19 protein-coding genes are annotated in these 18839 nt (G+C 49.5%); 14 read left to right on the forward strand and 5 right to left on the reverse strand.

Annotated elements, in window-relative coordinates:
- Window positions 1–142: 142 nt before the first annotated feature.
- Entirely contained in the window at window positions 143–613 is a 471-nt protein-coding gene (locus BTA51_RS01850; protein ID WP_094705679.1) for a chemotaxis protein CheW, read from the forward strand.
- Window positions 614–675: 62 nt separating this feature from the next.
- Here BTA51_RS01850 and malE read toward each other — a convergent pair whose 3' ends face one another.
- Window positions 676–1911 (reverse strand): maltose/maltodextrin ABC transporter substrate-binding protein MalE, encoded by a 1236-nt coding sequence (gene malE / locus BTA51_RS01855; protein ID WP_094705680.1) that lies wholly within the window; start codon window positions 1909–1911, stop codon window positions 676–678.
- Window positions 1912–2336: 425 nt separating this feature from the next.
- Between malE and BTA51_RS01860 the strand changes: the two genes are divergently transcribed.
- The 4 genes from BTA51_RS01860 (at window position 2337) to BTA51_RS01875 (ending at window position 5354) form a co-directional block, all read left to right on the forward strand.
- A complete protein-coding gene (locus BTA51_RS01860) occupies window positions 2337–2816 on the forward strand; it encodes a Fur family transcriptional regulator (protein ID WP_094706039.1) in 480 nt (159 codons plus the stop codon).
- Window positions 2813–3577: a zinc ABC transporter ATP-binding protein ZnuC gene (znuC, locus tag BTA51_RS01865; RefSeq protein ID WP_094705681.1), complete on the forward strand. Its 765-nt coding sequence runs from the start codon at window positions 2813–2815 to the stop codon at window positions 3575–3577. The genes BTA51_RS01860 and znuC overlap by 4 nt, the downstream gene beginning before the upstream one ends.
- Window positions 3570–4367 (forward strand): zinc ABC transporter permease subunit ZnuB, encoded by a 798-nt coding sequence (gene znuB / locus BTA51_RS01870; protein WP_094705682.1) that lies wholly within the window; start codon window positions 3570–3572, stop codon window positions 4365–4367. Before znuC ends, znuB begins: the two co-directional genes overlap by 8 nt.
- 120 nt (window positions 4368–4487) lie before the next feature.
- Window positions 4488–5354, forward strand: coding sequence for a hypothetical protein (locus tag BTA51_RS01875; RefSeq protein WP_094705683.1), 867 nt, complete (start codon window positions 4488–4490; stop codon window positions 5352–5354).
- 121 nt (window positions 5355–5475) lie between these two features.
- Here BTA51_RS01875 and BTA51_RS01880 read toward each other — a convergent pair whose 3' ends face one another.
- Window positions 5476–6510 carry an AraC family transcriptional regulator gene (locus BTA51_RS01880; protein WP_094705684.1) on the reverse strand — a complete coding sequence of 345 codons (1035 nt, stop codon included), beginning with the start codon at window positions 6508–6510 and terminating at the stop codon, window positions 5476–5478.
- An 833-nt stretch (window positions 6511–7343) separates the two neighbouring features.
- Between BTA51_RS01880 and BTA51_RS01885 the strand changes: the two genes are divergently transcribed.
- The gene (locus BTA51_RS01885) at window positions 7344–8024 is read left to right on the forward strand and encodes an SIMPL domain-containing protein (RefSeq protein WP_168188017.1); all 681 of its coding nucleotides are present in this window, start codon (window positions 7344–7346) and stop codon (window positions 8022–8024) included.
- Between the two features lie 130 nt (window positions 8025–8154).
- Here BTA51_RS01885 and folE read toward each other — a convergent pair whose 3' ends face one another.
- The 3 genes from folE to BTA51_RS01900 form a co-directional block, all read right to left on the reverse strand.
- Window positions 8155–8721, reverse strand: coding sequence for a GTP cyclohydrolase I FolE (gene folE, locus BTA51_RS01890; RefSeq protein WP_094705686.1), 567 nt, complete (start codon window positions 8719–8721; stop codon window positions 8155–8157).
- Window positions 8722–8734: 13 nt separating this feature from the next.
- Window positions 8735–9481, reverse strand: coding sequence for a dihydromonapterin reductase (gene folM / locus BTA51_RS01895; protein ID WP_094705687.1), 747 nt, complete (start codon window positions 9479–9481; stop codon window positions 8735–8737).
- A gap of 63 nt (window positions 9482–9544) precedes the next feature.
- On the reverse strand, window positions 9545–10456 hold the full coding sequence (locus BTA51_RS01900) for a 23S rRNA (adenine(2030)-N(6))-methyltransferase RlmJ (RefSeq protein WP_094705688.1): 912 nt from the start codon (window positions 10454–10456) through the stop codon (window positions 9545–9547).
- A gap of 219 nt (window positions 10457–10675) precedes the next feature.
- Between BTA51_RS01900 and BTA51_RS01905 the strand changes: the two genes are divergently transcribed.
- The 8 genes from BTA51_RS01905 to BTA51_RS01940 all read left to right on the forward strand — a co-directional run bounded on the left by BTA51_RS01905 (window position 10676) and on the right by BTA51_RS01940 (window position 18804).
- On the forward strand, window positions 10676–11644 hold the full coding sequence (locus BTA51_RS01905) for a DnaJ C-terminal domain-containing protein (RefSeq protein WP_094705689.1): 969 nt from the start codon (window positions 10676–10678) through the stop codon (window positions 11642–11644).
- Window positions 11645–11647: 3 nt separating this feature from the next.
- The gene (locus tag BTA51_RS01910; RefSeq protein ID WP_094705690.1) at window positions 11648–11962 is read left to right on the forward strand and encodes a chaperone modulator CbpM; all 315 of its coding nucleotides are present in this window, start codon (window positions 11648–11650) and stop codon (window positions 11960–11962) included.
- Window positions 11963–12126: 164 nt separating this feature from the next.
- Window positions 12127–12741 (forward strand): outer membrane protein, encoded by a 615-nt coding sequence (locus tag BTA51_RS01915; protein WP_094705691.1) that lies wholly within the window; start codon window positions 12127–12129, stop codon window positions 12739–12741.
- 171 nt (window positions 12742–12912) lie between these two features.
- Window positions 12913–14349, forward strand: coding sequence for an MATE family efflux transporter (locus BTA51_RS01920; protein ID WP_094705692.1), 1437 nt, complete (start codon window positions 12913–12915; stop codon window positions 14347–14349).
- A gap of 85 nt (window positions 14350–14434) precedes the next feature.
- Window positions 14435–14989 carry an NADAR family protein gene (locus BTA51_RS01925; protein WP_094705693.1) on the forward strand — a complete coding sequence of 185 codons (555 nt, stop codon included), beginning with the start codon at window positions 14435–14437 and terminating at the stop codon, window positions 14987–14989.
- 161 nt (window positions 14990–15150) lie between these two features.
- Entirely contained in the window at window positions 15151–16161 is a 1011-nt protein-coding gene (locus BTA51_RS01930; RefSeq protein ID WP_141215510.1) for a hypothetical protein, read from the forward strand.
- The gene (locus tag BTA51_RS01935; RefSeq protein ID WP_094705695.1) at window positions 16088–16945 is read left to right on the forward strand and encodes a hypothetical protein; all 858 of its coding nucleotides are present in this window, start codon (window positions 16088–16090) and stop codon (window positions 16943–16945) included. The genes BTA51_RS01930 and BTA51_RS01935 overlap by 74 nt, the downstream gene beginning before the upstream one ends.
- Entirely contained in the window at window positions 16945–18804 is a 1860-nt protein-coding gene (locus BTA51_RS01940; protein ID WP_094705696.1) for a hypothetical protein, read from the forward strand. The genes BTA51_RS01935 and BTA51_RS01940 overlap by 1 nt, the downstream gene beginning before the upstream one ends.
- The last annotated feature ends 35 nt before the right edge of the window (window positions 18805–18839 follow it).

Consider the following 18839-nt stretch of genomic DNA (forward strand, 5'->3'; position numbering starts at 1 on the left):
GGGCTCTTGGCAGAACGGAAGCTTAAGCAGAACGAAAGGTTAATGAGACAGAAAGAGAGCCAGACATTGGCGTACTATTCTGCCCAAAATTGTTATAAATACGTGTTTAATTGAATTCGATACTGCGACTGAGGATATCCAGATGGCGCAAACACCAAACCAAATTTCCTGCCTGCTGATTCCTGTCAAGGACCGGCAGTTGCTACTTCCAAACGCCAGCGTGGCTGAAATTGTTGATTTTCAGCAGCCTGAGAAAACGACTGGAAGCCCTGAATGGTTTTTGGGCTACATCCGCTGGCGGGGAATACGTTTGCCCGTCATTTCGTACGATGCAGCGAACGATCAAGGGGCCGCTCCTGCTCCTTCCCAGCAGGCTCGGATTGCAGTCACCAATACCATCGGTGAACATCACGGGAATCTGCCGTTCATTGCCTTTGTAACTGAGGGGTTACCTCGATTGATGAAGGTGACCAAGGAAGAGATTACAGAGCGTGACGAAGTTGCTTTGAGCTTTGCAGACCAGGCCGCCGTAAGAATCAGCGGTGAGGAAGCCTTTATTCCCAAGCTCGAAAAACTGGAAGAGTTGGCCGTGAAGGCCGTCTCCAGCTATTAAGTGCATTTATAAAGAAGTCAGTCCAGGGCGGACATACAGGTCCGCCCCCACAACCCTCCAGCCTAATTGATATCAGCCAGATAGTGGCGACGACGCCAGCCTTTCAGTTCATCCAACTTTCGTAACCGCCCGGCAATATCGGCCAGAGTCGGAGAAATATCGGCCTCGCCTTTAAGCATCTGAGGCAGCTTGGTACTGAACAAACTCCAGAATCGTTTCATTTCAGGCAGATCCGGCATCAACTCCCCCTTTTCTGCACTCTCGAATGTATGAAATATCAGGGGGTCCCTCGCCAGTTCTTTCATCAATCGAATATTAGCCACAGCCCCTAAGGGTTTGTCAGCATTCACTACCTTCAGGCCTTCATATGTCAGGAGATAGTCTTCCAGGAATTTTTGTGCGGCTTCCTTCTTCTGGCTGGCCACATTAATCGCGGCAGACAGAACTCCCACAAAAGGCTTGCCGGGCTTGGAAGCCTCCACAGAAGGTATGTAATCGACACCAAACTCAATGCCTGATTCCCTGATCTCATTCCAGGCCCAGGGTCCGTTAATAATCATCGCCACATTGCCGCTTTTGAAACCGTCCATCATTGACCCGTAATTAGCATCCCCCGGCACTATTTTGCGCTCAATCAGACCTCGGATACTGTCAATCGCCCGGCTGGCTCCAGCATTATCAAACCCCACATCAGTGAGATCATAAATACCGTCTTCCTTACCAAAGCTATATGCTCCGGTCGCAGCAATGATGGGCCAGGTGAAATAGGTATTGTTAAAGTCCCAAACCAAAGCTTTCTTGCTCTGCTTTGCCAACTGCCGGTCCAACTGTTCCACGTCTTTCAATGTTTTTGGAGGAGTGCTGACCAGTGCTTTGTTGTATATAAGACTCACAGCTTCAATGGCGATGGGAAACCCATAGATGCGATCACCGACAGTCAAAGCATCCCAGGTAAAGGGGGCTACGCTGTTGCGCATTGTAACAGAGGGGGTAACAGGCTCAAGGAAGCCTTCGTTGATCCAGGGTCCAAAACGGTCATGGGCCCATATCACAATATCCGGCCCCTGCGCTGTGGGCGCCAGGCGATCAAACTTGGTCGTCAGGCTGTCAGGAGTTTCCACTCTGACCGATATACCGGTTTCGGCCTCAAAGCGACGGCCGACTTCCGCCACACCGTTGAATCCTTTGTCAGAACCAATCCACAACAGCAGCTCGGGATCACTGGCTGCGCCGGCAGATATCGAAAAGACAGATAGAAGAGCACAGGAAAGAAAACTGAGCTTCAGAGAATTTATCATTGTTTTAGCCTCATTTCGCTTAAGGGGGTTAAACCCTCGACAATGAGACTCAGCGCTAACGATTTCCCTGCCGCCTTTATAGATCCCTTTAGATTCCCGGCATCGTTGTATCAGGGTCCATTCCAACTGACTCGACGCACAGGAGGCTTTTGGACACTTTGTTATTTTAGTGAATTGACGGTAATTCTAGACCCTTTTGTGAATGTTTGCAGTGATTTTATAGGTAAGTTTACATATATTTATCAACTTTTAGCGACACTTCGAATTTTCATCACATGTTTCCCCTCTTCGCACACCTTCCCTCCGCTGGATATTTGCCCGTCGGCTCTCTTGAAGGGAAGACACCTTGGAGAGTGAAACGTTATAATGTAGCATCAGCAGTTTACCCCAGTATTCCTCAAGACTTTGGTGCAATCCAGGACGACATGACCGAAACGACCGTATTCAGCCAGCATGATCATAAGCGCTGCATCCAGGACGCTCTGGAAACTGCAAAAGAGCTATGCAGAAACCAGGGGCTGCGGCTGACGGATACCCGACTGCGGGTTCTCGAATTGATATGGCAATCCCACACACCCGTGGGAGCCTACGAGATACTCGCCAAGTTTAATGAGGAAGGTCGCAATTCTGCGCCGCCAACCGTATATCGGGCACTTGAATTTCTGCAGGAACACAATCTGGTCCACAGACTCGCCTCACTGAATGCCTTTATCGGCTGCATCGCCCCGGAACATGGTCATCAAGGCAGCTTCCTGATTTGCCGCAAGTGCTCCAAGGCGCAGGAGTTAACCTCTGCTGAGCTGGAGGAAAGCATTCAGGCACTGGCAGGAAAACAAGGGTTTACTGTAGATAACATGACACTCGAAGTCAGCGGACTGTGCCCCCGCTGTAAGGCGGAAGCGTGACACAAACACCACTGGTCCGCTTGCAGGACATTTCCATCAGCATCGACGGGCAAGTTCTTCTGGAACGCATACAGATAGACATCAACCCCGGCGAGATCATTACGGTTATTGGTCCTAATGGAGCGGGGAAATCGACCCTGGCCAAACTGATTCTGGGATTGATCAAACCGACGTCCGGATTACTGGTAAGACAGCCCGGTCTCCGGGTTGGCTATGTCCCTCAGAAGTTCCATGTAGATCCCTCACTGCCGATGACCGTCAAGCGTTTCCTGCAGTTGGCGGATAACGCAGCCAATTGGCAACAGGCTTTGGCACGGGTTGATGTGAGCCAACTGGCCAATCAACCTTTGTCGACGCTCTCTGGTGGCGAAATGCAGCGGGTATTGCTTGCCCGGGCCATCCAGATTCAACCTCAACTGCTGGTTTTGGATGAACCTGCACAAGGTGTGGATGTCACCGGCCAAGCCGAGTTTTATCAATTGATTCGGAGCCTGCGGGATGAACTAAAGTGCGGTACCCTTCTGATCTCCCATGATCTGCATCTGGTCATGGCGGCTACAGATCAGGTTCTCTGCCTTAACCGGCATGTCTGCTGTGCCGGACATCCAGAAACCGTATCCAACGACCCGGCGTTCATCCATTTGTTCGGCAATCAGGCCGCCAGGTCTCTGGCGGTCTACCACCATCATCACGATCACCATCATCACACCGACGGCACCATCGCCGAAGGAAGCGAGTGCACGAAACATAGCCATGCTTGAGATATTATTACCTGCTTTGCTCGGAGGTATCGGCCTCGCTCTTATCACCGGCCCACTAGGATGTTTCGTCGTGTGGCGACGCATGTCCTACTTTGGTGACACACTCGCCCATTCCGCACTGTTGGGTGTCGTTCTTGGCCTGATTTTGGAGATTAACACCACGCTCGGCATTGTGATCGGATGCGCGCTTATGGCGCTGCTTCTCGGTTTTATGCAAAGCCAGCGTCAAATCGCCACCGATACACTACTTGGCATCCTGGCCCACAGTTCACTTTCTCTAGGGCTCGTTGCCCTTAGCTTTATGCCTCGATTACAGATAGATTTAATGGGATACCTGTTCGGCGACCTGCTCGCACTGACCTTTACTGACGTGGGCTGGATATTCGCCGGAGTTATCGCCGTATTACTTGCCTTGCACCGACTCTGGCGGGCATTGCTATTGACCACCCTGCATGAAGAACTGGCTGCTGTTGAAGGTATCAACACTCAAAAGACACGCATCTGCCTGATGTTGATGATGTCCCTTGTCATTGCATTAGCTATGAAAGTTGTGGGAGTGCTACTTGTTACCAGTCTGCTGATTATTCCCGCAGCTACGGCAAGGTTTTATGCCAACACGCCGGAACGAATGGCCATGCTTGCGGCAATGGTGGGGGTGATTGCTGTATTGACGGGCCTTTCCATGTCCTGGTGGCAGGATACTCCAACCGGACCATCCGTCGTGATGTCTGCATTTTTCATGTTCCTGGTTTCATTTATCTATCGACAATGGCATCAACCGGCACATTAATGACTGTGCCAACAGGTCGTTAGAAAATTCTCCCCGGACCGCCTATATTTGTTTCAAAGTTCAAAACCGACGCCAGAACGGAAATCACCAGCCGAACATCCCTAACATACGGATCTGACTTTGACGACAAACACCATCCATGGCCGACAGACAGGCTTTGTAAATTCCTGGGCGGCACTGGCCATATTAATCGCCGGTTTGATTTTGACCGGTTCAGCCACCTATCTGGTCACCAGGAATAACCACAGCCAAGCCTATGCCTCATTCATCCGGGAAGCCGGCTCCCTGCAGCGGCAACTTGAGCGGGAAATGGAATCGGCACGCTTTCATGCCCAACTCGCTTCCGAACTTATACGGGCAGAATCCGACACCATCGGCACTTTGATTCAGGGCGCTAAAGAAATCAGCAGCATCGAAATACTGCAGACTTCCCCCCTTGGCCCGATCGCGATTTCTCTGCCTGAGACACTGGCCCGCCTGGAACCACGGTACAGCTATCTCGAAGAAGACCAGGCTCAGGACACCCTGTTACGGATCCTGGCAAATCACAACCCCCAGATGCTATCCCCACAACATAGCAAGCAGTCGCTTCAGGCTGGTCAGGCGGAGACCATCTACCTGATTCCAAGAAAAGACACCATTTATGCCGTCTCCATCGACCTGGGAGTTCTATTACAGAATTTCCAGACCCAGGCGCAGCTGCGTGGTCTGTCCGTTTCTATTTACGATCTGGGACGATTTTCCAGTGACCCTTTTATCACCTTGAATCCGGAGCCTCCAAACCAAACCAATCTGTTGGCCGAAGACCGTCGATGGCAATATCAGAACACGGTTACATTGCCGGATATGGACTGGATGCTGAGAATGGCCCCAACAATGACCTTCCAAAACCGTTTTGACAGCCATATGGCGCTATTGGTTTTTGTAGCAGGAACTCTCGTGAGTGCACTGCTGGCATTGCTGGCCAGCGTGATGAAAAGGAGATAGAAGACATTGATAACAATGTCATGGAAGAATCTATCTATCCCTGTTCAGAAGCTAGATTCTATTTAGAAAATAGATCTTAATAGAGGTTAGCTCTTATGTAGAAATTGCCTCTGTTTAAAGACTATTCTTTTTTCAAAGACTGATTTGTGGTGACGGACTGTTTTTGATTCCTGAACTGGGCGGGGCTTTCACCAGTCCAACGTTTGAAGGCCCTACTGAAAGCACTTAATTCTGAGAACCCCAACAGAAAGGCTATTTCGCTCAACGAATACTTTTTCTTTTGCAGATAATCCAGCGCCTTTTCTTTCCTGACCTGCTCCACCAACTCCTGAAAAGAATTATTTTCCTGTTTCAGTTTCCTATACAGGGTATGCCGTGACATGTTCAGCTTCTCTGCCACCCTTCCAGCATCTATATCCCCCCGTGACAGACGCCGCGCGACGATTCCTTTGACTTTATGGCTGACTGAACGGCGCAGAGACATTTTCTGTAACAGGGCTTCCACTTGGCGGGTAAGTGCCTGATGCAGATAAGGGTTCCGGTGAGGCAATTCAAATTCAAGAAAATCAGCATGGAAGGCCATATAGCAATAGGGCTGATCAAAATTCACCTCACATTGGAAAATCCGCTCATATTCCTCTTTGTATTCCGGAGCGGAGTGAGAAAAACCAACCCGAGTCAGATAAATTTTTTCACTCACATATTTCCGGGCTCGGGTAACCGCCAGGGCTAGCAGTCTCTCCATGTTGGATGCGTGATACAGACCATCATCACAGTAATACTCGATAATGGCCTCATCTCCCTCGACCCGTACTTTGGTAATTACCCCTTCATTCACCAGAGCCGACAGTCGTTCATACTGCTGCAGCGCCTGACCCAGGGTACGGTTATTGAACACAATATGTCCGATAACGCCCATTCGGCTGGAATCAACACACTCTCCCACATGAAGCCCCACCGCCGGGTTTTCCAGCTTCTGTCGAGCCGCATCCCACAGGCGGTTAAAGGATTCCAGGCTGATCCGGGTATCCTGTTCATCCAGCAAGGCGGGATCGATCCCTTCGGCACGCAAAATTGACTCCATCTGAACTTCGCGCTCAGACAGCCAATGGCATAGTGCTTTAACAGAGGATCCGGAGACTGTCGGTTGATCCATATATTATCGGACTCGATTTACTACACAGGGCACCAGATTACTGATGCCCTAAATTCTTGTTATAGGAACTATTTTGTCAGCAGTATTTTGTAATAAGTGCTATCCCGGCAAACGAGAAGCCACACGAATTTATATCCGCAAAGGCTCCTGGACGAATTTGGTACTGCTGAAATCGCAGGATTTTTTCAACCTTGATGCCTGCTTCCGTACTTTAGCTGCTTATTGTTCTTTAACAGTTATTCGTACATTAACTATAGCTTGCTGTATCAGAGAGGGTAAGTCATCAATTATTCACCTTAATGACAGGTTGTCAGAATGCCAGACGTCTTTATATGCCATATGGACTAGAACCTTCACAACGATGACCAAAGATTGCAACAGATTGTCAAAACCTTAACACAGGAGGTCAAGCCCGTTTCATCAGGTAGGACTAGAATTTAAATCGTAAGCAGTGACCTTCTACTGTTTAGGCTTTCCAAGGTCCTTGATTTTTTCAGACCTTTTATTTAATGGGAGCAACTCACATGTATGATGACGAATGGAAAGTATGTGTTCCAAACGATGAACAGGAACAAGCCAATATTCTTGCGTTGTGCGAGTACCTGGACAGCATCTACTACTGTTGACGAGATCCCTTAATACTCCAGCCTGATGAAAGTGCACATTACCGCGTTTTTTAACGCGGTTTTTTTTGCCTCCTCGAAACTGTTCCAAAATATTCCGTTCAATTAAATCGCCTTAATGCCGGCGAATGATGCTTGCCAATAATAGCCTGCATGGCAAACTTGTCTGCCATATATCGAGTTATCCAAGCTGATTCAAGGAGACACTTCATGCTCATCAGGATTGCATTGCTTCTGCTCGTCACCAGTTTTGCCTGGGCCGACGACGTCCAAGTCCACTACAACCGTATTAACCTCAGTGCTAACGCCACAGGTGAGTTGGCTAATGATACCTTGACGGTGGAACTATACGCCCATGCCCAGGAAAAGGATTCCACAACCGCCTCTCGCCAGGTGAATGACGCCATGACCTGGGCATTGAAAAAAGCCAACAAGGTCGAAGGGGTTAAAGTCCAGACACTTGGCTATCGCACCAATCCTGTTTACCGGGATCAGCGCATTGTCGCCTGGAAGGTGGAGCAACAGCTACAACTGGAAAGCCAAAACATTGAAGCTCTGGCCAGCCTGACCGGCGAACTCCAGGAAAAGCTCTCCGTCAGCTCAATGAACTATGATGCATCGGATGATCTGCGTAACGAAAAGGAAAACGAGCTGATCGTAGAAGCACTGGGAGCCTTCAATAAGCGGGCGGATATTGTTTCCCAAACATTGAAGTCTGATTCCTACAAGATCACTAACATTAACATCTCAACCAACCAGGAGCCGTTCTACCCACGTATGAATCAGGCTCGCGGCGCAATGATGTCCATGGAAGCTGCACCTGCAGCCGTTGAGGCAGGCACTCAAACGGTGACTGTCACCGTCAGTGGAGAAGTCGAGTTACAGAAGTAAAAGGATTGATGTAAACCCTCGGCGGGCTCAATGCGACCTGATGTTGATATTCAATGATCAGATTGAGCCTGTCGAAACCACAGCAACCTACGTGGAACCATGGCTTTCAACAGGCTAAAGAGGGGCTTGCTTATAAACCAGCACTTCCCTTGGCAAGATTCAAAAACTCAGCCCGGGTGGATATATCATTACGCATACTACCCAGCATGACGGATGACACCATGGAAGAGTTCTGCTTTTCCACACCTCTCATCATCATACACATGTGACGAGCCTCGATAATCACCCCAACACCGCGGGCATTGGTGACCGATTGCACCGCTTCAGCGATCTGCTTGGTCAGATTTTCCTGAATCTGCATACGACGAGCATACATATCCACGATACGGGCAAACTTGGAAAGACCCAACACCCTGCCTCTGGGCAGGTAGGCAATGTGGCAGCGGCCGATAAACGGCAACATGTGATGTTCACACATGGAGTACAGCTCGATGTCCTTCACCATCACCATCTCGTCTGTATCGGACTCAAATACTGCCCCGTTTACAATCGTTTCCAGATCCTGATCATAGCCCTTACAGAGAAACTGCATAGCTTTGGCAGCGCGCATCGGCGTGTCGACCAACCCTTCCCGGTTGGCATCTTCGCCCAGACCTTCAATAATGGCCCGGTAATGTTCAGCCAATTTATCTAACATCGAATTTCCTCAACTAACGAATGTGGCGACCGCCATCCAAATTGATTTCACGCCCGGTCATATAGGCGTTGTCCATTAAAAAGCATAAAGCCTGATACACAACATCAGGCCCTGGCTCTACGCCCATGACTGATTTCTTCAGGGTCTTTTGTCGGTATTCTTCCGAGTCGCCTTCATTGAACATCAACAATGAAGGAGCAATGGTATTCACTTTGATCTCCGGGGAAAAGCGTTTCGCAAAAGATCGGCTCATATTCGCCATTCCGGCCTTGGAAGCGGCGTAGGCAATATGATTGTCACTCCCTTTTTCCACAACATAATCGGTGATGTGGATAATATCCGACCAGGGTAAACGCCCCTGAAGTAGAAGCTCCCGGCACCTCATATTCAGCAGATACGGCGCCATCATGTGAATCTGCATCATATCCTGCATGACAGAAGCATAATCGGTATTCTCTTCCCGATCCGGCAACCAGGCTGAGGCATTGTGAATCAGGGCACGCAATGGGCCGACCTCATCCCGAATACGTGTTGCCAGCTGTTCCACAGAATCCGGGCTGGACAGATCCGCTTGAAGGCAAATAACGCCTTGCTCCCGCAATTCGTTTATCACAGGTCGCTCGGTATGGTAGGTCATTGCCACCTGCTCGCCTTGCTCCAGCAAACGGCGCAGACAATGCAGTCCGACTCGCTGTCCGGCACCGGTAATCAGTATCCGGCCCTCCCGGGTCCATTTTTCCTTTGTATTATCTTGTATCATATTCCCTACTACATATTGGTTTGCGGCATGCATGAGCCTAAGCTGACGATCAGCGCATTGTAATCAGGTGCTTTTTTCAGGCTTTAGCCAATCTACTGCCACTGACTGCTGGTCATCCAGCTGAAGGCTGTTTACCAGGTATGACCAGCCCGATGTGATCGCCAGATCAACTTTCCAGGGCGGATTCAATATCAACATTCCGCTCCCTACCATCCCTTTATTGGCTTCTTTTTTACGTATCTCACTTTTTCTACGTATCTCACTACGCAGAACATTGTCCAAAGCGCTCTCGCGGACTCCTTTCAGCAGGGTTTGGTGGCGTTCATCAGTCAACACCGGATACCAGATCGCTACCGTGGCGCCCGCCCAGCGTTTATGCAATTTTTCCAGATAAGCCGGGATGCGTTGATAATCCTGCTTCAACTCATAGCTGGGGTCAATCAGCACCAGGCCTCGTTTTTCAGGAGGCGGGACCATCGCAAAAACCCCTTCGAAGCCATCGCGGAAATGCAGGTGGACATTATCATATTTGTGAAAGTGTTTTTTGAGATGCTCAATTTCCTGAGGATGCAACTCACAGAGCACTTCTCTATCATTCTGACGCATCAATCTTCTGGCAAACTCAGGGGAGCCCGGATACATATGAATCTCCCGGGCATACGAGACATCTTCCGTCACGGTCCTGAGATTGCTCTGTACGATCCTAAGATAGCTCTGCACGATTCTAAGATAGCTCTGCACACTTTCCGGTGCGCTCCCGGAGGTTTCCAACAGCCGGGCCACTCCTTCACGCCATTCAGCGGTTTTCATCGCCATCGCTGAATCAAGTGAATAAATTCCCCGGCCGGCGTGAGTATCCAGATAACACCAGGGCTTGTCCTTCCGGCTCAACGCCTCCAGCAGCAACACCAACAACCAGTGTTTATGGACATCGGCAAAATTACCGGCATGGTAAGCGTGCTGGTAGCTCAGCATATAACGTACACCCTGCGATGAAGTCGTTTAACAATAAGGATTCAATAAAGAGCGACATTGTAGGGGCTGCCTGGGAGGATCACCAGTCAAAACCCGGGATATCAGATCAGACTTGAAAAGTCCGGGATCGCCAATATATCTGATTCATAGCAATTTTCCTGCGGGGACAGCCGCTATAGTGATATACGGCATCCAACCTTATCAGAGGGCCAAGATCAGATGGAGTATAAAGATTACTACAAGATTCTCGGCGTCAAAGAGTCTGCCAGCGCTGAGGAAATTAAAAAGTCTTACCGAAAACTTGCGCGCAAGTATCATCCGGATGTGAGCAAAGAAACGGATGCCGAAACCAGATTCAAAGAGCTTGGGGAGGCTTATGAAGTTTTAAAGGACCCCGAAAAGCGCGCCGAATACGATCAACTCCGAAAAATGGGCGCTTTCAGCCGCGATGGTAACTTCCAGCCACCGCCAGGATGGGAGTCCGCCTCCCACTTTTCATCCGGGGGGTTCACGGACGCAGACCCACAGCATTTCAGCGATTTCTTTGAAGCCATTTTCGGACACAGTGGCACAGCTCATCGGCGTTATAGCCATGGGGGACGCCAATATGGGTTCCAGATGCGAGGCGATGACATTCATCATAAGCTGCCACTGTTTCTGGAAGAAGCCTATAGCGGCGGGAGCAAGCAAATCACTGTAAATATTCCCGAAGTGGATGAGCGCGGGATGATCTCCCACAAACGCAAAACCCTGAATGTTAAGATTCCTGCCGGAATGACCTCTGGTCAACATATCCGCCTGCGAGGCCAAGGCGCTCCTGGTATCGGAGGAGCTGAAAACGGGGACCTCTTCCTGGAAATTGAATTGGCTCCACACCCGGTATTCAGTGTCCAGGGAAGCGATATATTGATCTCGCTTCCAATTACTCCCTGGGAAGCCGCGCTGGGAGCACAGGTGGTAGTGCCGACATTATCAGGTAAAGTAAACCTGAAGATTCCCAAGGGGGCAGTCCAGGGGCAAAAACTCAGACTGAAGGGCAAAGGTCTGAAGGGAACAGCTCAGGGGGATCAAATTGTCATTCTGCAAATTGCCGTTCCTCCCAAACACTCCAAAGAGGCAGAGGATCTGTACGCCAAGCTGGCAGAGCATGAGAAAAGCTATAACCCAAGAGAGAAAATGGGAGTCTGAGACATGGCCCGGGAAATAAAAATTGATGTGACCTACTCATTCACCCTAGGTGAGCTCAGCGACCGTGCGGGCGTCAGTCCCGACTTTATACTTGAGCTGGTGGATTTGGGAGTATTGGAGCCGACACGAAAAGATAAAGTACTCATCTTTGAATCTCGCTCCCTGGCCCGTCTACAGCGCGCCAGACGCCTGCAAAGAGATTTGGACGTTAACCTGCCGGGAATCGCCATGTGCCTGGACTTACTGGATGAAATCAAGCAACTAAGATGGGAGATTGACAATCTACGCCGTCTACACAAATCAGAATTTGAGGAATAATGATCAAAAATTGCGTCGATCAGGCAGAAAATACGCTCAACTAAACGAAAGTTTATAGGCATAGCCCCATATTTTTCGTAGAATCCCCCGCTTTTTTCAGGGGCGAATCCCTCGTCCCCATCCCGGTATCTACCGACATCAATAGTTGTACTAAGGTTAATCAAATGAAGAAGTACCTTTCTCTTGCCTCTTTGGCTCTCCTCACACCTTTTGTGTATGCAGACGACACAAATACCCAAGCAGCTCCTGAAGCCTTCAAGCCGCACCCTTACGTGGAAGCCACTATTGGCTCCGCGACGGCTATTGACGGTTGCGACGATATCGATAACGACATCTGCGACGATAAAGACACCGGTTTGCGTCTGGCGTTTGGCTACCAACTGAATCGTCAGGGCTTTGTCGAGTTCGGTTTCATTAACTTTGGCGAAACCAGCTACGACTTAAGAGAAATTCTGTCCGCAGACGTTACGGCAAAAGCAGAAGTAACAGCACTGTATGGTATGGGCGGCCTGATACTCCCAACACAGTACGCTGAATTCTATGGCAAGGCTGGATTTGCTCTGACCCAGGTAGATATCTCTGCCTCTGGACCTGGCGGAACCTATAGTGTTGATGGTACCGGTTTCTCAGCCATGGGTAGCGCTGGCGTACACGTTCCACTGACCAAAAATCTCGGTCTGGTTGGGCAAATGGACTACGTATTGGATGCCGGGGATGAAGATAAAACCGGAACCTCTGATATGTTCCTGATCAGCGCAGGCGCTCGTCTGAGCTTCTAATGTACATACCGAATCACTCGGTTCTTTGCGCCGAGTGATTCTCTCATTCCCCTGCCGCCGGTTACCCCCTCTCCCGAAGTTACCTTCGACCTTTATCAACTGTTCCAATATCTCAATTAGCTGTTAATCTAGAGCGCTATCTTTTCTATTCATTGCCGCAAGGAACCTTTGATGCAGGCCGTATTCACTCAAGGCTCAATCATGCGCCACATACTGGTCATGACACTATCCAGTACCGTGGGCCTGTTAAGCCTGTTCCTGGTAGACCTGGTAGATATGTATTTCCTAAGCCTTCTCGGTCAGCAGGAGTTGGCCGCTGCCGTTGGCTTTGCGGGGACTCTACTGTTTTTTCTTACGGCGATCAGTATCGCTCTTTCCATTGGCATGGGGGCAAAAGTTTCACAGTCGTTGGGCCAACAACGGCTGGAGAAAGCACGCCAATATTGTGTCCATACCCTGATCTTCAGCTTTTTGTTTAGCCTGGCGGTGGTGATTCCGGTATGGCTGGAAAGTGACACGTTACTGCGCTTCCTCGGTGCCGACGGCCGCACCCTTGAGTTGGCCATTGTATATACGCATATATTGTTGCCCTCCACTCCGATTCTGGCAATGTCGATGGGTCTGGCGAGTGCCTTGCGGGCAGCCGGTGATCCACGTCGCTCTATGTATGCTATCGCGGCAGGAGGCGTTGCCAATGCCATACTGGACCCCATTCTGATTTTCGGCCTGGATATGGATATCGCCGGCGCGGCATGGTCTTCGTTTATTGCCAGATTTGTGATCCTGGGGATCGCCGGAACCTATGTCATTATGCGCCATGGGCTAATAACCTCTCCCAACTGGTCTGAGTGGTGGACGGATATACGATCCCTGGCGACGGTTTCCGGCCCGGCGATGCTCACCAATCTGGCAACACCGGTGGGCAGTAGCTACGTTATGAAAACGATGGCTGAGTTCGGAGATGATGCCGTCGCAGGCGCAGCGATTATCGGCAGGATCGTACCGGTGGCATTTTGTGGTCTATTTGCCCTGTCAGGCGCTGTAGGTCCCATTATTGGTCAGAACATGGGCGCGGGTGACTATTACCGCGTCCGTCACACGCTGGGAGACGCTTCCAAGTTTATCGCCGGTTATGTCATGGTGGTATGGGCAATCCTGTTTTTCTTGAGTGACTTTATTATCTCGTCATTCGACGCCAGCGGAGACGCCCGTCATCTGATCAATCAGTATTGCCTATGGATTGCCCCCGGATTCTTCTTCAATGGACTACTATTCGTAGCTAACGCCAGTTTTAATAATACCAACTCAGCCTATCTGGCCACCTTATTCAATTTTTCCAGAGCATTCCTCGGAACGATTCCTTTTGTTGCCTTACTTTCCAATCAGTTCGGTGCGGTCGGAGTTCTCATAGGGGAAATAGCCGGTGGCGTGATGTTCGGCACTCTGGCAATGGGAACAGCGGTGTATCGTGCCAATCACCTCACCCGCTCAATGGTCGAAAAGGAAGCTCCGGATACGGTAAAAGAGACCAATGCCTGCCAGTGGAGTTACTGCTCAGATAAAAGTGCGTTGGGGCAACAAGTGGTGGAATCTGGGGAAAATAGCTGACATCCCGAATTCAATAACTGCAATATTGCACAAAAAAAGCCTTCTCCGAAGGGCCTGTACCTAACGAGACTTAGCGGTAATTAAAATGATCCCCAGTATCAGAAACAGAGAAGAACTGATTGACTACGTTAGTCACGGCAACCCGGTTAAATATGTGCTTTTCTGGGGCCACCAGAAATCTGAAACCAGAATAACCAAGACTTGCTTCAGTCAGTGGTACGACTCCCCTTTTACACAAAAAGGAATCGCTTACCTAACAGCAGAACATTTTATGATGGCCGAAAAAGCCAGACTTTTTGGAGATTCCAATGCTGAACAGAAAATCTTGCTAGCAGACAATCCTGGAGAGGCTAAAAAGTTAGGCCGTGAGGTGCAGGGGTTTGAAAACTCAGTTTGGGAACATCACAGGTTTGATATCGTAGTAAAAGCCAATTTATTAAAATTTGGCCAAAATGCGGAATTAAAAGAGTTTCTTCTCAATACAGGGGACAGAATTCTGGTGGAAGCAAGCCCTGTGGATAAAATCTGGGGGGTAGGATTGGCAATGGATCATCCCGCAGTTGAAAATCCTTATCAATGGCGAGGTCTTAATCTTCTCGGTTTTGCATTAATGGAAGTACGTTTACAGCTATCGGCATAGATTTTACCCATAGCGTGATATAGTCTAATTTTTAAACAGGAGATTCGATTCCGGAGTAATTTCCAGCGTAACAATATTGCACTGGAAATGAAGTCTGCAGTCCTGGAGCCCCTCCATACGAAGTATAAACTTTCCGTATATACGACAGGGGAAACGGCAATTTGGGAACAAGCCTTCTCGTTCGAGTGGTACTGCTGTCAGTCTGGGTCGCAATGGTCGATCTGTGGCTCAGCCGACATTTCCGAAGTGGCGTGAGCGGTAACGATCTGTCCCTGTTGATGGGAGTTCCGTTAGGCAGCCTCTGGTGTGTTGGAGTCATTGACTTTCTTCTGGGAAAGGACAAACGGGAGTCCATTACCGAAGGGGTTAAAGGCTATTTCCGGAATTTCATCACCACCCATCTTAGCAACAGTGTAATAGCAACGCTGTATATAGGTGGCACCCTCCTCGCGGCAACTTTCTCAACCATCAGCATTGACGCCACGGCAGAAGGCCAGAGAGACTTTGTTCTGGCTTCTTTGGCTTTCCCTGATCGGCAAGTGACTGGAGCGACTTCTCCAGAAAAAGTCCGCGACATCCATCTATGGATCAATCCCTTTGCCCCTGAACATAAATTATCCATCGATGGATTTCTTCCAACGACGATTCAGGTACAACCCTTTTTTGGCGCTTTGGTCGTTCCAGACCATGACTTGATCGCCACCCCGACAGTGCTTTTTCGACCGAATGTCACCAGCTACCCCGTGCTTGGAAGCGGCGGTTGGTTTCAGCTCTATGAGAAAAACAATGTTGGTTTTACCCTGATAGCAGAAGATCAGGGGAATCATGCGTGGTATCTGGGACCGAGAAGAAACCAGCCGGGGGAACTACGTAGTGAATGGCAATTGGAATCAGCGGCACAGGGGTTGGGAGAACAGGAAATCGCCATACTGATGAAACGCTGGCGCAATCCTAAGAAACTTGAAACAGCAGCGTTAGGTCCCGACCGGATATTGTGTGCTTTAGTGACCAATATTGATAAGTCTGTCTTTGTATCTGGCGTTGTAGGCAAAGTCACCAGAATTGAATATATAGATCTACCAATGGGAGACCTTAGTCATGGCCCCGATATTTCAACGATCAATACTACTGGCCCTGCTTTATGTCATTGGCTCGACTCAGGCGCTGGGTGATCCGGAGAAACAAGTCCGTATTGAGCTGATTCTGGGCGAGTCATATATGATTGCGCTAGGCAATGAAGCTTCCAGCACGGCCAAGCAATTGGTAGAAGCCTCATTGGTAAGTGCTCTCAGCGACAAGATCAGGTATTTCTCGTTCGTTCCCTCAACGCAACCAGCGCTCCATACACTGACATTTCGTATCGACCACCCGACTCCAGGTCTTGTCAGGTCCGGCGACGTAGCCAGCGTACTGGATTATTACGTATTCCTGGAGTTCCATAAAAACAATGCGAGCACGCAGGGCTCAATGCATTGGCTGTTCCGGGATTCAGCGTCGAATCTTAATGGGGTGGATACCCCCGAGACCATTGCCGAAAAACTCAGCAATGATATCCACAGTCGCTACCATAGCAACATTGTCAGAGATATGTTGAGTCAGGTCAGTTTTACCGAGAAGGCTCATTTCAAACCCGGAACGACCGCAAAGAACAGTGGCTGGATCATTGACCACTCACGCCAATCACTGTGTATGGCACCACACAATAAAGTCATTGTTGAGAGTATCGTGCCACAGGAAGGATTCGAGGAAAAATTTACCGCAGAAGTCAAACGTCGGACATCCGGTGACGAAGTCAGCACCTTTACCAAAGCCACTGAAGATGTAGACGAGTTAATGTCAGCACCGGAGAATGCACGGGTGATAGCGGTCTATGTCATCAGTTATGAAGCTGAATGCGAGCCCTCTCTGGTTGAGACTCCGCCTGAGTTGGTGTCCTTTACGGAAGGAGGAGAATAATGAAACAGCCCCCCCTCCCCTTGCTGATTTCTCTTTTGCTAACTCCCCTTTGGCTGATACCCAATCCTTCATATGCCTTCGAAAAGGTACTACAGGAGCAGGTTGACCAGGAAAACTGGAGAGCCACCGAGAGAATCCTGCTTGGCGCAGAGAGAGACTGCCAACAAACAAGTGACGTCAACAACTGTCTGGACAAAGTAAGATTCTCCCGGGCATGGACTTACACCCGACATGCGGAAAAAGACAAAGATCATCGAGAGAGCTTTTTACAACGAGCCCGGGAGGAATATCTCGCCATTTTGGAGAGGCATCCCCAACACCTGGCCACCATTGATAACCTGATTCTGACCCTGGAACAGCTGGAGGACCGCCAGCAACTGGAACGCTTGCTTCGATTATTGCAACGCCTGGACGATCGTTCGCGAATGGCCAAAGTGGCCCAGATGATCGCCGGACTTTACCTCGACGAGGGGAATAGCCAACGTGCATTTTCCTATTATTACCGGTCCTATGAGCTGGAGCCCGGTCAACGCACTTTGAACGGCCTGATTTCCAGCTTCAGACAATCACCCAATGAGGAAGTCGCTAAGCGCCTTGAAGTACTGGCTGAAACGACTGAAAACGTCTCCATACGTCGGCAGTTGTATGAAGCTATTTTGTCATCCAGAAACAAAGTATCACCACAGCAATGGGAAAACGCCGCGATAAATTGGGTGGCCTGGCTGGGAAAAGAGCGCGCACTTACCTCCAGCGTAATCGAACAGACAATAGATTTAAGACTAAATCCCGAATTCAGAGAATTAGTCGCACGATTAAGGGAGCCTTTTTTAGGCCTAACGCCCGAAGAAGTCAGGATTGGTGATCTAACCCTGCTGGAATATCGTCAAGACGGTTGGTGGAACGATACACTACTGCGCACCTGGGCATTTAGCATTGCTGCCTGGAGCGAAGGGCACAATCGCCTGTTAAACAATGATATCAACGGGGCCAATGCAATCTGGCAGGCCGCTCTGCAGTTTGCCCCCCCTTCATACACCTATGATTCCAGTGAACTGAAAGGCCACTGGGCGGTATCTCTGGAATTACTCACAGATCTGGCCCGTATCCAATGGCTTTATAAATCCCGCTTGGATCCACGGGGAGAAACCTTTACCCGGGTTGAACAAGCGCTGTTTTTCAGTAAGGCGCAGGCATACAAAATCAATGATCTCGAAGCTATCCAACGTCATCACTCCATCATGGGAAAAATGTATGCGGACTTGGGTATATTTTCGGAGAATGCCACAGGTGTCCGCAGTGCAGAGTTTCAACTCACTCATGCCTTAAGAACCGCAGACCTTCGCAGTAGCGATACCGGTAAAGATGATCCTCAACCCCAGTTAGCCCAGCTTCTGGCGGACGGTTACTCCTGCCAGTTACCGTCCCAACAAACAGGTTGTCGCCAACAAACAGAAAAGGCCCAGCCCTTATACCTACGGGCCACACAGGACTATCTGAAACTGGACGCAGTTCTACCCGCCAAGAGAACCCTGCAAAATGTAAAAGTTATCAATCCCCAGACCGAGTCTAAGGTGCTGCAACTGAAATCTGTTATTGATCTTCGCACCAGCCTGACAAATGACCTTCTTATCAAGGGAGAGAAGCACCCGGATGTCGTCAACAAGCGAATCGAAATTGCCAATCAATGGCAGTTAATGGGGGAAACTGACGAGGCTAAAGCCACTATTGATCGTGTGCTGAAACTTGAAACTGTGCCGATAGATAGGGCCAAGGTTTATCAACAACTGGAATCAGGTGACATTAAGAGCCTCAAGAGCAATACGTTGAAACTGCAGGTTATTGAAATGCCCCCTCAATAACTATTGAGGCACTCCATATATGCGGTGTTCTATGA

Origin of the sequence: Hahella sp. CCB-MM4 (genome assembly GCF_002260525.1) — a bacterium.
GTDB lineage: Bacteria > Pseudomonadota > Gammaproteobacteria > Pseudomonadales > Oleiphilaceae > Hahella.

What these genes read in the sequence shown, in the direction of transcription:
- BTA51_RS01925 (WP_094705693.1), top strand. Translation starts at nt 14,435, where the DNA reads ATGATCCCCAGTATCAGAAACAGAGAAGAACTGATTGACTACGTTAGT.
- znuB (WP_094705682.1), top strand. Translation starts at nt 3,570, where the DNA reads ATGCTTGAGATATTATTACCTGCTTTGCTCGGAGGTATCGGCCTCGCT.
- malE (WP_094705680.1), bottom strand. Translation starts at nt 1,911, where the DNA reads ATGATAAATTCTCTGAAGCTCAGTTTTCTTTCCTGTGCTCTTCTATCT.
- BTA51_RS01940 (WP_094705696.1), top strand. Translation starts at nt 16,945, where the DNA reads ATGAAACAGCCCCCCCTCCCCTTGCTGATTTCTCTTTTGCTAACTCCC.
- BTA51_RS01850 (WP_094705679.1), top strand. Translation starts at nt 143, where the DNA reads ATGGCGCAAACACCAAACCAAATTTCCTGCCTGCTGATTCCTGTCAAG.
- BTA51_RS01910 (WP_094705690.1), top strand. Translation starts at nt 11,648, where the DNA reads ATGGCCCGGGAAATAAAAATTGATGTGACCTACTCATTCACCCTAGGT.
- folM (WP_094705687.1), bottom strand. Translation starts at nt 9,481, where the DNA reads ATGATACAAGATAATACAAAGGAAAAATGGACCCGGGAGGGCCGGATA.
- BTA51_RS01935 (WP_094705695.1), top strand. Translation starts at nt 16,088, where the DNA reads ATGGCCCCGATATTTCAACGATCAATACTACTGGCCCTGCTTTATGTC.
- BTA51_RS01915 (WP_094705691.1), top strand. Translation starts at nt 12,127, where the DNA reads ATGAAGAAGTACCTTTCTCTTGCCTCTTTGGCTCTCCTCACACCTTTT.
- BTA51_RS01920 (WP_094705692.1), top strand. Translation starts at nt 12,913, where the DNA reads ATGCAGGCCGTATTCACTCAAGGCTCAATCATGCGCCACATACTGGTC.
- BTA51_RS01905 (WP_094705689.1), top strand. Translation starts at nt 10,676, where the DNA reads ATGGAGTATAAAGATTACTACAAGATTCTCGGCGTCAAAGAGTCTGCC.
- BTA51_RS01860 (WP_094706039.1), top strand. Translation starts at nt 2,337, where the DNA reads ATGACCGAAACGACCGTATTCAGCCAGCATGATCATAAGCGCTGCATC.
- BTA51_RS01880 (WP_094705684.1), bottom strand. Translation starts at nt 6,510, where the DNA reads ATGGATCAACCGACAGTCTCCGGATCCTCTGTTAAAGCACTATGCCAT.
- BTA51_RS01900 (WP_094705688.1), bottom strand. Translation starts at nt 10,456, where the DNA reads ATGCTGAGCTACCAGCACGCTTACCATGCCGGTAATTTTGCCGATGTC.
- BTA51_RS01885 (WP_168188017.1), top strand. Translation starts at nt 7,344, where the DNA reads ATGCTCATCAGGATTGCATTGCTTCTGCTCGTCACCAGTTTTGCCTGG.
- folE (WP_094705686.1), bottom strand. Translation starts at nt 8,721, where the DNA reads ATGTTAGATAAATTGGCTGAACATTACCGGGCCATTATTGAAGGTCTG.